This window comes from Paenibacillus sp. E222 (genome assembly GCF_013401555.1).
Lineage (GTDB): Bacteria > Bacillota > Bacilli > Paenibacillales > Paenibacillaceae > Paenibacillus.
In genome coordinates this window covers 6,138,444-6,154,050 of the sequence record NZ_CP058552.1, presented here as the reverse complement: position 1 = coordinate 6,154,050, position 15,607 = coordinate 6,138,444, and the positions used below count along the sequence as shown (strand labels likewise).

General features: G+C 46.8%; 9 protein-coding genes. All 9 read left to right on the top strand.

Translation table 11 applies throughout. The features are described 5' to 3' along the window. Positions 1-11 precede the first annotated feature (11 nt). The gene (locus HW560_RS27285; RefSeq protein ID WP_090895847.1) at positions 12-674 is read left to right on the top strand and encodes an SGNH/GDSL hydrolase family protein; all 663 of its coding nucleotides are present in this window, start codon (positions 12-14) and stop codon (positions 672-674) included. A gap of 15 nt (positions 675-689) precedes the next feature. Beyond that, entirely contained in the window at positions 690-1,586 is an 897-nt protein-coding gene (locus tag HW560_RS27280; protein ID WP_179265182.1) for an SMP-30/gluconolactonase/LRE family protein, read from the top strand. Positions 1,587-1,947: 361 nt separating this feature from the next. Further along, positions 1,948-5,031, top strand: a complete 3,084-nt coding sequence (locus HW560_RS27275; RefSeq protein WP_179265181.1) for a X2-like carbohydrate binding domain-containing protein — start codon at positions 1,948-1,950, stop codon at positions 5,029-5,031. A 407-nt stretch (positions 5,032-5,438) separates the two neighbouring features. Then, a complete protein-coding gene (locus HW560_RS27270; RefSeq protein ID WP_179265180.1) occupies positions 5,439-6,986 on the top strand; it encodes a response regulator transcription factor in 1,548 nt (515 codons plus the stop codon). Positions 6,987-7,004: 18 nt separating this feature from the next. After that, positions 7,005-8,774, top strand: a complete 1,770-nt coding sequence (locus tag HW560_RS27265; protein ID WP_179265179.1) for a cache domain-containing sensor histidine kinase — start codon at positions 7,005-7,007, stop codon at positions 8,772-8,774. Positions 8,775-9,135: 361 nt separating this feature from the next. After that, positions 9,136-10,428: an ABC transporter substrate-binding protein gene (locus HW560_RS27260; RefSeq protein WP_090902127.1), complete on the top strand. Its 1,293-nt coding sequence runs from the start codon at positions 9,136-9,138 to the stop codon at positions 10,426-10,428. Positions 10,429-10,560: 132 nt separating this feature from the next. After that, positions 10,561-11,460 carry a carbohydrate ABC transporter permease gene (locus HW560_RS27255; protein WP_090895858.1) on the top strand — a complete coding sequence of 300 codons (900 nt, stop codon included), beginning with the start codon at positions 10,561-10,563 and terminating at the stop codon, positions 11,458-11,460. Beyond that, positions 11,453-12,283 carry a carbohydrate ABC transporter permease gene (locus HW560_RS27250; RefSeq protein WP_179265178.1) on the top strand — a complete coding sequence of 277 codons (831 nt, stop codon included), beginning with the start codon at positions 11,453-11,455 and terminating at the stop codon, positions 12,281-12,283. The genes HW560_RS27255 and HW560_RS27250 overlap by 8 nt, the downstream gene beginning before the upstream one ends. Positions 12,284-12,442: 159 nt before the next feature. Then, positions 12,443-15,493, top strand: coding sequence for a beta-galactosidase, LacZ type (locus HW560_RS27245; RefSeq protein WP_179265177.1), 3,051 nt, complete (start codon positions 12,443-12,445; stop codon positions 15,491-15,493). Positions 15,494-15,607 lie beyond the last annotated feature (114 nt).

Here is a 15,607-nt window from a genome sequence, read left to right as displayed (position 1 = left end):
AGAAAACGATAATGAAATTGCAAAAGAATGATAAGCTGCTTTTTATCGGAGATTCAATCACAGATTGTGGCCGCGAACATCCTGTTGGTGAAGGGAGTTCTGGACTGGGACATGGCTATGTGGCGCAAGTGTATGCTTTGCTGCGTTCCATCTATCCAGAATTGATGCTGCGGATTCAAAATGTGGGTAATAGTGGGAATACGATCCGTGATTTGAAACAGCGCTGGGACCGGGATGTGCTTGATCTCAAACCGGACTGGTTAACGATCATGATCGGGATCAATGATGTATGGCGCCAATTTGACAATCCGTTATCTACGGACTCACAAGTTTTCCTGGAAGAGTATGAATCCACACTGCGTGATCTGGTTGCTTCAGTTCGTCCTGGCTTGAAAGGACTTGTTCTGATGTCTCCGTATTATTTGGAAGCCAATCCGGAAGATCCGATGCGGGCTACGATGGATATATACGGTGAAGCAGTTCGCAGAGTAGCCGCGGAATATGATGCTATTTTTGTGGACACACAGGCTGCATTTACTCCATTCTGGGATCATTTCTATACGTCTGTGCTGACTTACGATCGGGTTCATCCTGATGCAACAGGCCATATGGTGCTTTCCAAAGCGTTCCTGGATGCCATTGGTTTTGAATGGTCAGGCGGCGTCAAATCTTAAAAAGGATGTGATGGCATGGGCAACTTGAACATTGCGGTACATACCCCGGCTCTGCTGGGCGAAGGTCCAAGCTGGGATGCTGAACATAATCGATTGTTATGGGTGGATATTGAAAGTTACAAGGTCCATGTATATGTTCCGGCTACAGGCGAGGATCGGACTTATGATGTTGGCGAGCATGTAGGTGCGGTTGTGCCATATCATGATGATGTGGTTGTCGTTGCTTTGCGTAGTGGCTTCCACACGTATAACTTGCTCACAGGAGAGTTGCAGCCGATTGAAGATCCGGAGAAAGGCAAGGACAACAACCGTTTCAATGATGGGAAATGTGATGCGCTCGGCCGCTTCTGGGCAGGGACGATGAGCATGAACAATGAAAGCAAGGCTGGGGCATTTTATTGCCTGGAGGAAGGACAGCCTGTTCGAACGTTGTTCCGGGATGTATCCACATCCAATGGCTTGGGCTGGAGCCCGGATCAACAGAAGATGTATTACATTGATACGCCGACTCGATCCATTGACCGTTTTGATTTTGATCTGACTGCTGGAGAAATATCGAACCGCACAAGTGTAATTGCTATACCGGAGGAATTTGGCTTTCCGGATGGAATGACTGTAGACAGTGAGGGGATGCTGTGGGTTGCCCACTGGGGCGGAGGAAGAGTCACTCGCTGGAATCCGCATACAGCAGAACTGCTGCAACAGATCGAGATACCTGCAGATCAAGTGACCTCCTGCTGTTTCGGAGGACCTGATTTGGAGGACTTATATATTACGACTGCCCGAATTGGGATTGGGGAAGAGCGGCTGATGGAGACGCCGAATGCTGGATCACTATTTGTAATCAGACCGGGTGTGAAAGGGCAGAAAACCTACGCGTTTGGCAGGGGAGCACAGCCGAATACAAAATGAATGAAGGACCGTGTTACTGGAACTTTGTTCTTCGTTTATAATTTATGGATCAATGGAGAAGGGTGCTGGTTTAAACAGCATCCTTTGTTGTGTTCTCAATAGCGAGATGTAAAAAAAATTACAAAAAATAGAATTTGGGCAGGAGGGGTTTTTGTATTGCCATCGAATGTTATTTATGGAAAGGTTGAGCCAATCCTTGGTTATCGAATTGATTTATGAAAGCGTTTTATTAAATGGAGAGGAGGTGGGGCTGGCTGCCTGTTCCACTGCATTAGATGTCTGACACTGCACTTCATCAACATGATGACACAGCGGGGTTTACCGGATGCGATGAACATATTGAAGAGGAGGCTGAGTAATTATGAAAACGTTTTTGGGAAAGCTTCGGTTGATGAGCTTGACGGTAGCCGTGGCCGCAGTTTCGCTGGGAGTACTCGCTGGAACAACAGATGCGGCTCCAAGTGATTCATACCAGTGGAAAAATGTCGTAACCGGAGCTGGCGGCGGTTTTGTGCCGGGGATTATTTTTAATGAGTCAGAGAAGGATTTGATCTATGCCCGGACGGATATCGGGGGAGCCTATCGCTGGAATCCTGCGAATGAGAGTTGGATTCCGCTCACCGATTTTGTCGGCTGGGATGACTGGAACAAAAACGGTGTCGATGCGCTGGCAACAGACCCGGTTGATCCGAATCGAGTGTATATGGCTGTTGGCACGTACACGAATTCATGGGACAAAAACAACGGCTCCATACTGCGTTCAACGGACCGGGGTGATACTTGGCAGACGACCACTCTTCCGTTCAAAGTCGGCGGGAACATGCCGGGACGTTCCATGGGGGAACGCCTGACCGTTGATCCGAATAAAAATAGCATTTTGTATTTTGGTGCACGTAGCGGCAACGGACTTTGGAAAAGTACGGATTACGGCGTAACCTGGAACAAAGTAACGAGCTTTCCGAATCCGGGCACGTATGTGGAGGACCCGTCTAATGAGTATACCAGTGATATCGTAGGTTTTTCCTGGATCACGTTTGACAAATCAACAGGTTCTGCTGGACAGGCAACACAGACCATCTATGTCGGGGTAGCCGACAAAAATCAAAGCATATATCGCAGTACGAATGGAGGCGCAACGTGGAGCGCTGTTGCTGGACAGCCTACAGGTTATTTGCCTCATCATGGGGAACTGGATGCCAATGGAAATCTCTATATATCATACAGCGATGGTGCTGGCCCTTATGATGGAGAGAAGGGAGACCTGTGGAGATTAAATACGACGACAGGGGTATGGACCAACATTAGTCCGGTACCAAGCAGCAGCTCGGACAATTATTTTGGATACGGCGGACTGGCTGTGGATGCTCAGCATCCGGGTACACTGATGGTAGCAACCCTCAACTCCTGGTGGCCTGACGCGAATCTGTTCCGTAGTACGGACAGTGGAGCTACTTGGACTCGCATTTGGGAATTTGAAGGATATCCAAACCGTAAAATGCGCTATACACAGGATATTTCGGCCGCTCCTTGGTTGACCTTCGGGACGAATCCTGCACCGCCTGAAGTTTCTCCAAAGCTGGGCTGGATGATTGGGGATCTGGAGATAGATCCGTTTGACTCTGACCGCATGATGTATGGGACAGGTGCGACCATCTACGGCACGAAAAATCTGACAGACTGGGATGACGGCAACAAAATCAATATTTCAGTGATGGCCAAAGGGGTCGAGGAGATCGCAGTTCTGGATCTGATCAGCCCGCCAAGCGGAGCACATTTGTTAAGTGGGGTAGGGGATGTCTCGGGATTCCGTCATAACGATCTGGATCAGGCACCAGCTACGATGTTTACCAGCCCAAACTACTCTTCTACGGAAAGTCTGGATTTTGCAGAGTTAAGTCCGAATACCATGGTTCGCGTAGGGAAAGCAGACTACAGTGCTGATCCGAATGCAAAATCCATTGGTTTATCCAGCGACGGTGGAACGACGTGGTATAAGGCGAACGCAGAGCCTGCCGGTACAACCGGAGGAGGGACTGTAGCTATCTCTGCAAATGGTAACCGACTTGTATGGAGCACGTCAGACAAGGGTGTGCATTATTCCACTGGCGGCAACTCATGGACAGCGAGCACAGGTATACCTGCGCAGGCAAAAGTGATCTCTGACCGGGTGAATCCGAACAAATTTTATGGATTTGCTGTCGGTAAAGTCTATGTAAGCACCAATGGTGGTGCCTCCTTCACTGCATCTGCGGCTACCGGGCTTCCGGTAGAAGGAAATGCGGATCTGGACGCTGTTCCAGGTAAGGAAGGTGAACTTTGGTTTGCAGGCGGCAGTGAAGAGCAAGGGCCATATGGTCTGTGGCATTCCAACGATTCAGGAGCGACCTTTACCAAGCTTGCGAATGTGGAGGAAGCGGACAGCATCGGTTTTGGTAAAGCGGCACCTGGGCAGAACGTGGTCGCGCTGTACACAATTGCGAAGATCGACGGAACACGTGGATTTTTCCGTTCCGATGACGGTGGGGCGAATTGGGTACGGATTAACGATAATCAGCATCAATATGCACGTGTGACCACGATTACAGGTGATCCACGTCTGTATGGAAGAGTGTATCTGGGTACGAATGGACGGGGCATTTTATATGCTGACCGTATTGGTGGGAACAATGGCGGTGGAGAAGGTGGAGGCGAGACTCCGGTGACCAGTTCAGCCATCACACCAGTGAATGCGGAATTTGATAAAAAGACAGGCAATCAGTCAGATATTCCTGTAACGTTGATACTGAACGGAAATACCCTTAGCGCAATACGGAATGGCAATACAACGCTGGTTTCAGGTACGGATTATACCGTATCGGGCAATCAGGTTGTGTTGAGTAAAACCTATCTGGCTTCGTTGTCCAAAGGAAGCGCAATGTTAACCTTCCATTTCAGTGCAGGCAATGATGCGATCCTGAATCTGATGATCAAAGACACAACAGCTGTACCCGCGGGAGCCATTCGAATTGAGATGTTTAATGGAACGACTTCAGCAACGGGGAACTCCATTAATCCCAAGATTAAATTAACGAATACAGGCACTTCGGCCATCAATCTTTCCGATGTCAAAATTCGTTACTATTATACGATCAATGGCGCTCAAACCCAAAACTTTTTCTGTGACTGGGCAACAGCTGGAAACGACAATGTTACAGGCACTTTTAGTGCGCTGCCGACCCCAGTGACCGGAGCAGATTCCGTGCTGGAGATTGGCTTCAAGGCTTCTGCGGGTTCACTGGCAGCGGGGCAGAGTACTGAAATTCAAGCCCGTTTCTCCAAAACCGACTGGACCAACTACACTCAGACGGATGATTATTCGTTTGCTCCAAGTCACACAGCCTACACGGAATGGACCAAGGTAACGGGATATATTGCCGGAAGTCTTCAATGGGGGATTGAACCTTAGACTTCAACTTGAAATGAAAGTATGACTTAATCTAAACATGCATCGATAAGAAGTCCTGGCTCGCCAAAATGATTCATGGCGGGCCGAGGCTTCTTATTTTGTCGAAATATAGTGTACACTAAAGAGAGTTTCCATTAGCATTTTGCATAATTCGAATCATTTCGCTTCCCGGTACAAGACATAGACGAATAAATGCATTTCGATCTATATCTTGCTTATTGAAAGACGCTCTTTGGATTTATACAAAATGCTTACCATTGCTTAAACGTTCGTTTTGAGATATAAAAAGAAGTACAAAACTTTAAAGTTAATGTAACCGCTAACACAGCGAGGCCATTCTATCCGATATATTAATGGTATAACCTGTACAGACATAGATGAAAGATTAGACAAGGGGGTCAAGGGTCATGAACCGGTTGTGTAAGGTGCTGATTGTTGACGATGAGTTTCTTGTAAGGCAAGGCATTAAGCACCATATGAACTGGGAAGCTGAAGGTTTTCAGATTGTAGGTGAAGCTTCCAACGGGGAAGAAGGGCTTGAGCAGGTACAGCGATTACAGCCGGATATTGTCATTACGGACATCGTGATGCCTGTGATGGATGGGGAAACATTTGTACGGACGTTAAAAGCCAGCCATCCGCAGATTGAGGTTATCGTTCTTAGCAGCTTCAGTGAATTTGAATATGTACGTTCAACGCTCCAGAATGGGGCAGCAGACTATATATTGAAACCGAAACTGGATACCAATGAATTATTACAAGTACTGCAGCGTACAGCTGGCAAAATCCCCGAATTGCAGTTTGAGCCTTCACATGATGGGTGGAAGCTGGGACAACTGATGGAAAAGATGCTGTCCGGATTTACGTTGGATGAGGAAAATGAGATGCATATGATAAGGGAGACGTTTCCCCACCGTTGCTTCCGCTTACTCGTATATAAGCCGCAGGATACACACACACATGTGCACAAGCTGGATAACGAGCACCTGGAGTCCAGATTACGTGATCTGCTCCCCGACGTGGAGTGCGCAATCGTTCCGGCCGAAGGAACCTCGCCAGTGGTTCTCCTTAATGTTGAGCCTGCCAAGGATGAATGGATGGTGCAGCGGATCAAGGAGTTGGCGAACGAGAATAAGGATGGGCAGGGTGGACTTTGTTGGGTACTTAGCGACAGCTTCTCTTCATTTGAAGAGATGGGAAACGTATATCAAACACGTCTGATCAAGCTCATGGAGTATCGCTTTTATTATGAGGACCGATCTATTCTGGTGTATAGCGAACTTCCGCCTCTTCATCCTGCCGGGTATCAGTTCAATGTGAACATGTTTTTGCAGCATGTGAAGCGAAATCGAACCGAAGCGGCAAGAGAATATTTGCAGGAGCATGCCCTTACGTTGGGACGGGATTATATTGCCGATGTGTTTGAAATCAAGTCCTTTCTGGGCAATCTGATCTTCAATGTGACCATTACTCTGGCAGATATGGATGTGCAGTCTGCTGCGTTGGAAGAGAGCAAGTATGCCTATTTCAAACATGTTGATGGTTCATCCAGTCTGACAGAAGCGATGAACGTACTGGATCAGTTCATGGCTGAGGTGCAGGAGTGCACGAGTGGAGAGGGCGGACGACGAAGTGATCCAAATATGAAAATGCTGCTGGAATATATGCATGAGCACTTTGATCAGCCGCTCGGACTTGCCGAAGTAGCCAAGCATTTTCATTTTAATCCATCGTACTTGTCCAGTTATTTCTCTTCACACAAAAAAGAAGGCTTTAACGAATATTTGAATAAAATTCGGATTGAAAAGGCAGAGGAACTTCTTCGATCGGACCATGTTACAATCTCTGAAATCAGCAGCATGGTGGGCTATTCAGACCATAGTTATTTCTGCAAGGTGTTCAAAAAATTTACCGGACTGTCTCCGAGCCGATACCGGCGCAAGTTCTGGGCATGAAGTCAGAAGGGCAAAACGATGAAGAAATGGATCAATGCGTTATCCCGTCTTGGATTGTTTCCAAAATTATTTCTGGTTATGGTGATCAGCATTGTTCTCGTGTCGGTACTTATCCTGTGGACGACCATTCACATGTCGACCCGATTGTTTACCGAGACGTTCAGCATTACCAATTCCAAAGTGCTGAACCAGATCAAAACGAATTTTGAATCCTTTAATGATGCTATCGCAGCGGTAGCCAACAACGTAAGCCAGAGCGGCTCGATTCGCGGCTTTTTGTCCGAAGGTGAGGGCGATTCACTTACTATGGCGAAGTCCTACTATCATATGCGAGAGGCGATGGATCGAATTCAGACCATCACCGAATCGTATGAGGTGGGCATCACGATCAGTGGCATCAACGGACGCACGTATTCAACCGATCGTTCTCACTTGAGCATGTCGGTCGACGATCTGAAACAGATGCCTATTACGATGGAGGCGACCAAGCTGCCCAGCCGATTGATTTTCGACGATTATCGCCTCGACGAGGGCTCGGGTTCAGAGCAGATGATATCCGCGACCAAAGTGCTGACCAATCGAAGCCAGGGCAGCATGTATGGCATGTTATACGTCACGATGAGAGAGCGTATGTTCCGTCAGTTCTACAGCAGCTTTACGAGCAGGGGCAATGATGTGGTCATCCTGAACGAAAACGGGGAGATTGTTTCCTCCAATCGGGAAGATTGGATCGGGACTCGGCAATTGGAACTGCTATCGTATGCGAGACAAATGAGCAATGATAACAGTAAAGGGGTTAACGCTCATGTAATGGATCAAGATAGCGTTGTTCTGTCGGAATACTTACCCATTTATCGCTTTTATATCGTCAATGTGGTCGATAAGGAGCAGGCGATGGGGCAGCTGCTGGATATGAAGACGATTGTCCTCATCTGTACGGCTATCGTTGCAGGAGCGCTTGTGCTGGTGTTTCTTATTACGAATCAGATTACCAAGTCGCTCCGCAGGCTGGTGAAACAGATGTCCAATATTACGAAAAGTGATCTGGATAATTATATTCCGGTCAGTGGCAGCTATGAGAGCCGACAACTGAGTCATGCTTACAATTACATGCTGGACGAACTGCATGATTATGTGGATCAACTGGTGTTGACTCAACGTGAGCAACGAAATGCGGAGCTTGCTGCTCTGCAAAGCCAGATTAATCCGCATTTTCTGTACAATACACTCGCTTCGGTTAAGGTATTGGTACAGCAAGGCAATAAGGATCGTGCAGCCGAGACCATCAACGCATTGATCTCGCTCCTACAAAATACGATTAGCGACGTAAGCGAGACGGTCACGGTGGAGCAGGAAGTGGAGAATTTAAAAAATTATGTGTTCATTAATCATGTCAGGTACGGCGGACGGATCAAGGCAGCTTTTTATATATCCCCGGATTGTACCCATTATCATGTGCCCAAGTTAGTGATTCAGCCTTTTATCGAGAATGCGTTCTTCCATGCCTTTATCAAGAAGGATACAGGAACGATTCATGTGATGGTGTCAAGAGCAGGTGAATCACTAATCTGTGAGATTATGGACAATGGCGACGGGATTGAGGGGTTCTCCATGGGAGAGTCGCTGCCCAATCCGAAGAACAATCGACAGCTGTTTAGTGGAATCGGTATACGTAATGTTCACGACCGGATTCAACTGCTTTATGGTACGCCATATGGAGTTACGATCATGAGCACGCCTGGCGAGGGAACCAGAGTGACGGTCACGCTCCCTTTAATCACTCAATAATGGCACAACGTGCTGAGAATCTTTATAGACCGTTCCGAAAGAGTCTTCCGAACGCTGCATTGTAGCAGAATAGGAGGGCTCTTTTTAATGCAAAATAATATCCATCGGATGAAGCAAAGTGGATCATTGGTAAACATTTTAGATGGGGAGAGTACAAATTCAAAAGAAATTACCATAATCCAAAATTAATGCAAGCGGTTTCTGCAAAGGTTTTCATTGTGGCAATAAGATGACAAATCGGCACAAAATTATTACTAACGAATGGCGATTTGGGAATGATAAGATGATTACATCGAAAGCAACCGCTTTCAGAAAACGCAAACAAATTACACACAAAGAGGTTGAAGGGGAGTTGAATGATTTGAAAAAAATGTGGGTATTGATGCTCGCTACTGTCCTGTTGTTGTCCGCATGTTCATCCGGTGGTGGAGGCAAAACGGCTAGCGGTGGTGACGAAAAAACAAACGAGATCACAATCTGGGCTTGGGACAAAGCATTTAACGTTGCTGCACTTGAAACAGCAAAAGAAGCATATCAGAAACAAAATCCCGATCTGAAAATCAACATCATTGAGAATGCTCAAGATGCGATTATTCAGAAGCTGAATACAGGCCTGAACTCTGGAACAAGCAGCGGTCTTCCTAACATCGTTCTGATTGAGGACTATCGTTCACAAAGCTTCCTGAGTGCATATCCTGATGCGTTCAAAGATTTGTCTTCCACAATCAAAGCTTCCGATTTTGCAGATTACAAAATTGGACCAACTTCGTATGAAGGCAAACAATACGGCGTACCGTTTGACTCTGGCGTAGCAGGTTTGTACTACAGAACGGATTTGCTGGAACAAGCGGGCTACAAGGCTGCTGACTTGCAAGACATCACTTGGGATGATTACATCCAAATCGGTAAAGACGTAAAAGCAAAAACAGGTAAAGAGCTGCTGTCTCTTGACCCGAATGATCTTGGAATCATTCGCATGATGATCCAAACAGCAGGCAAATGGTACACTGCAGAAGATGGCAAGACACCTGACATTAGCAGTAACCCTGCATTGAAAGAAGCTTTCGAAACGTACAAAAAAATGATGGATGCCAACATTGTTAAATTGCACTCTGACTGGAGCCAATTCGTTGCCAATGCCAATAACGGTAGCGTAGCAACAATTCCTACAGGCAACTGGTTCTCACCATCTGTACGTCAAGAAGCTTCCCAATCCGGTAAATGGGCTGTAGCTCCAATGCCAAAACTGGCTGGCCAACCAAACTCTGTACACGCATCCAACCTGGGTGGTAGCTCCTGGTATGTTATGAATAACGTTCCTGGTGCAGATCAAGCAGCTGACTTCCTGGCAAAAACATTTGGTTCTGACAAACAACTGTATCAAGACTTGTTGACGAACATTGGTGCCATCGGTACGTACAAACCGGCTGTAAATGGTGATGCATACAACAAGCCAGACGAGTTCTTCGGTGGTCAAAAAATCTTTAGTGATTTTGCAGCATGGACGAAAGAAATTCCAAATGTAAACTACGGTAGTAACACATATGCAATTGAAGACATTCTGGTTGTTGAAATGCAAGCGTACCTGAACGGTAAAGCAATTGATGACGTTCTAGCCGATGCACAAAAACAAGCTGAAGCACAATTAAACTAAGATACCCAAGGTAACTTATAGAACCTGAAGTAACATCGGAGCCGTCTCCCTTGTCTGGCGCAAGCTGAACCGGACAAGGCGAGAGGCTCTGTAGGTTCTACCCATGTTCCATGGAGAGAGAGGAGCCATACTGTGAAAGCCATAAATACAGGAGACAGTCTCCAAAAGAAAAATAATTTGACTGGATGGGCTTTTGTTTTGCTGGCTGTTGTCGGAATTGTAGCCTTCTACTTCTATCCGATGATTCAAGCGCTGCTCTTATCATTCAAGTCTGGCAAAGGTGCCAACCTTGAATTTTCGGGCCTTGCGAACTACAAGAGATTGTTGGTTGACACAACGTTCCGTACAGCACTATCAAATACGTTCATTTACTTGATCATTCAAGTACCTATAATGATTATTCTCGGTTTGTTCATTTCCGTATTGCTAAATGACAGCACACTGCGTTTCCGCAGCTTTTTCCGTACAGCTATTTTCTTGCCTTGTGTTACTTCACTCGTAGCGTACTCGGTTGTATTCAAATATTTGTTTGCACCGGATGGTATGGTGAACCAGGCATTGTTGGGCTTGCACATCATCGGCACTCCAATTCAATGGATCACGGACCCGTTCTGGGCTAAAATTACGATCATAATCGCCGTCACTTGGCGTTGGACCGGATATAACATGATTTTCTATCTGTCATCTCTTCAAAATATCGATCAATCGATCTATGAAGCAGCCAGAATTGACGGAGCGAATGCATTCACCCAATTTTTCAAAATTACCGTACCTTTGCTCAAACCGATTATCCTCTTCACATCCATTACATCGACCATCGGTACCTTGCAGATCTTTGATGAGATTATGAACATTACCAAAGGTGGTCCGGGTAACGCAACCATGTCCATTTCGCAATATATCTACAACCTTTCGTTCAAATATTCACCGGACTTCGGATATGCGGCAACCGTTTCTTACTCCATCGTAATTTTGATCATAATATTGTCCATCATCCAGTTTAAAGTGGCAGGTGATAATAAAAATGGCTAAAGCTAAAGCAAAACGGATTTTCACTTACGTCTTCCTATCCATCGTCGCCTTTGTATCCATTTTTCCATTTTTCTGGATGCTGGTCAGCTCTACAAATGCATCTGTCGATGTTACCAAAGGCAGATTGCTGCCAGGTTCGGCTTTCCTTGATAACTTCAACAAACTGATTGACTCGACCAATCTGGTGCAGGCTCTGGGGAACTCGGCTATCATCTCCATTGTCTCAACGATTCTGGCTCTGCTGATTGGTTCGATGGCAGGTTATGGCTTTGAGGTATATCGTACGAAATCGCGTGATGTTGTGTTCAACATCTTGCTGTTATCCATGATGATTCCGTTTGCAGCGATTATGGTGCCTTTGTACCGTATGTTTGCAACGATCTCAAGTGTTACACCGGTCATCGGGATCAACACCATGGCATCCGTCATTTTGCCAACCATTACGACAGCGTTTCTGATCTTCTTCTTCCGTCAGAACACCAAAATGTTCCCTAAAGATCTGCTGGAAGCTGGACGGATTGATGGACTGAGCGAGCTGGGAATCTTCCTGAAGATTTACATGCCAACGATGAGAACCACATACGCAGCAGCCGCGATTATCACATTCATGAGCAGCTGGAACAACTATCTGTGGCCGCTGATTGTTTTGCAAACGCCTGACCAACAAACGATTCCGCTGCTTATTTCCAATCTCGGTTCGGGATACGCTCCAGATTATGGCGTAATTATGACAGCGATCGTTATTGCCACGCTGCCGACAGCAATCGTATTCTTCATTATGCAGAAACATTTTGTCGCCGGAATGGTTGGTTCTGTGAAATAATGGAATAACATTCATTCCCGCATGAGAGTGGAGGCCGCCGCAGGCGTGCCTCTGCCTTTCTGTTTGTCAAGGATTGTTTGTGGTTTTTGGAAAAGGAAAACAAGCGTCTGTACTGAATAAATAATAAATATATTTGTTTCAAAAGGGAGAGAGAGCCGAATGAAAGCAACACATGCAGATATCAACTGGCTGGGCGATGTAAGCGTTTTTGAAGTAAACCGTCTTAACGCTTACTCGGACCATCGCTATTACCGTACTATGGAAGAAGCGAAAGCATCCGGTGCAATGGCTATGCGCTACAACCTTAACGGTACGTGGAAATTTAATTATGCGATCCGTCCGGATTGCCGCCCTGAAGCTTTTTATAAGCAGGAATTCTCCAGTGCAGGTTGGGATGATATTGAAGTGCCGGGGCATATTCAGCTCCAAGGATATGGTCAGATCCAATATGTAAATACCCAGTACCCTTGGGATGGATTAAACGATCTGCGTCCACCTGCATTACCGCAGGACCAAAACCCGGTAGGCAGTTATATTCGCACATTCCATTTGCCAGCAGGCTGGCAGAACAGTCCGGTATATATTTCGTTTCAGGGGGTAGAATCGGCATTCTATGTATGGCTTAACGGACAGTTCGTCGGATACGGGGAAGACAGCTTTACGCCATCCGATTTTGATCTGACTCCATTCCTGCAGGACGGAGAGAATAAACTAGCTGTGGAAGTGTATCAACGCAGCACAGGCAGTTGGTTGGAGGATCAGGATTTCTGGCGGTTCTCCGGCATTTTCAGAGATGTGTATCTGTATACTGTGCCGGCTGCGCATATTCGCGATGTGCGGGTTGTGACGGATCTGGACAAGTCTTATACCCATGGTACGTTAAACGTGGATCTCAAGCTTGAAGGGAAAGCCGCTGCCGGAGCCAAAGTGAAGGCTGAACTGCGGGATGCTGATGGCAACACGGTGAAAACATTTGGTGGGATTGAAGTTACCAATGGTCTGGTGAGTCTTCGTGAGGAGATTGGCAAAGTAAACCTGTGGAGCGCGGAGATTCCTTACCTGTACCGTCTGTACATTCAAGTATATGATGCAGCAGGCGAGCTGTTGGAAGTTGTACCTCAGGCCGTTGGCTTCCGTACATTTGAAATGATCGACAAAGTGATGCACATCAACGGTAAACGCATTGTTTTCAAAGGGGTAAACCGTCACGAATTTAATCCGCGTCGCGGACGTGCTGTGACCAAGGAAGACATGCTGTGGGATGTGAAGACGATTAAACAAAACAATATGAACGCTGTGCGTACATCTCACTATCCAAACCAAAGCCTATGGTATGAATTGTGTGATGAATATGGATTGTATGTGATTGATGAAATGAACCTGGAGACGCACGGATCATGGCAGAAACTGGGTGCAGTTGAGCCTTCATGGGTTATTCCTGGTGATCGTCCAGAGTGGCATGATATTGTTATGGATCGTGCGGTGTCGATGGTAGAGCGGGACAAAAACCATCCGTCCATCCTGATCTGGTCTTGTGGTAACGAGTCCCATGGTGGTGAAGTGATCAATAAAGTGTCGCAATATTTCAAATCGGCTGATCCTACACGTCTTGTTCATTATGAAGGTGTGTTCCACGATCGTCGTTTCAACGAGACGAGTGATATGGAATCACGCATGTACGCCAAACCGGCGGACATTGAGGAATTCTTGAATGCGAATCCGGAAAAACCATATATCAGCTGTGAGTACATGCATGCCATGGGTAACTCCATTGGCGGTATGCATAAGTATACGGAGCTGGAAGACAAGTATCCGATGTACCAGGGCGGCTTCATTTGGGATTACATTGATCAAGCCATTTTCAAAAAAGATCGTTACGGCAAAGAGTTCCTTGCTTATGGCGGAGATTTCGGTGATCGTCCTTCGGACTATTCGTTCTGTGGAGACGGCATTGTGCACGCAGACCGCAAAGTGTCTGCCAAGATGCAGGAAGTCAAATTCCTGTACCAAAACATCAAGCTGTTCCCGGATCGGGAAGGTGTGAAAATCGTTAACAGTAATTTGTTTGCGGACACGTCTGAATTCGAACTGGTATACAGTCTGGATCGTGAAGGTCAAGAAGTGCTGCGTGGAACGCTGGAGGTAAACGTGGGCCCACAAAGCGAGACCGTTGTGAAACTTCCTCTTGATGTGCAATCTCTTGCTGGTGGGGAATATGCAGTGAATACCGCGTTTGTATTAAAAGCAGCAACTTTATGGGCAGAAAAAGGCGAGGAAGTTGCCTTTGGACAGTTTGTTTTCACACAAGAAGGCAAACAAACGGCTGTAGCTGTGGATCAAAATCTGGTGAGCAATATACAAGTGGTTGAAGGTGACGTAAACATCGGTGTTCGCATCGGTCAAACGCATGCTCTGTTCTCCAAGCAATTTGGAACACTGGTTTCCCTGAAATTCTCTGGACGCGAAACGATTGCAATCCCGCCCGCACCACTGTTCTGGCGTGCAACGACAGACAATGATAAGGGTACAGCGATGGGCTTTGAGCTTGGCGCATGGTATGCTGCCAGCCTGCTGCCGCGATGTGTAGAATGGAAGCATGAACAGAAACCGGATCAATACCGCATTGAGTTCACTTACAAGCTCAACATCTCCGCAGATGTAGAGGTGAAAGTGATTTATACTGTGCTTGCAGATGGCAGTGTACATGTGCATAACACGTACAAAGGCACCGAGGGCCTGCCAAACCTGCCAATCCACGCTCTTTCGTTCAGAACGTCTCCAGACTATGTAAATGTGGAATGGCTGGCGATGGGACCAGAGGAGAACTACTCCGATCGTGCATTCGGTGCACGTCTGGGCATCCATGGCAGCAAAGTAGCGGACACGATGGCGCCGTATCTTGTACCACAGGAGTCTGGTAACCGCACGGGCGTACGCTGGGCCAAGCTGACGGACAATGCCGGACGTGGGTTCAAGATCGAAGCTTCCGGCGCGCCGGTTGAACTGAATGTGTCACCATATACAGCATTTGAGCTGGAGAATGCGCAGCATGTATATGAATTACCGCCCGTTCACTACACGGTAGTGACCGTAGCCGGCAAACAAATGGGTGTTGGCGGTGACGACAGCTGGGGCGCTCCGGTACATCCGGAATACCAAATTCCTTCCAATGGTGAGTTGAGCTTCGAATTTGTCATCCGTTCATTGTAAGAGAGAGGCTTAATAAGACTTGGTGCACAGTCTTATATGAAGTCTGTATGCCATGGTTTGTAGCAAAAGCCGAAGCAGAGGTTCCTCGATGATGAGGGCCTCTGTTTTGTTTTA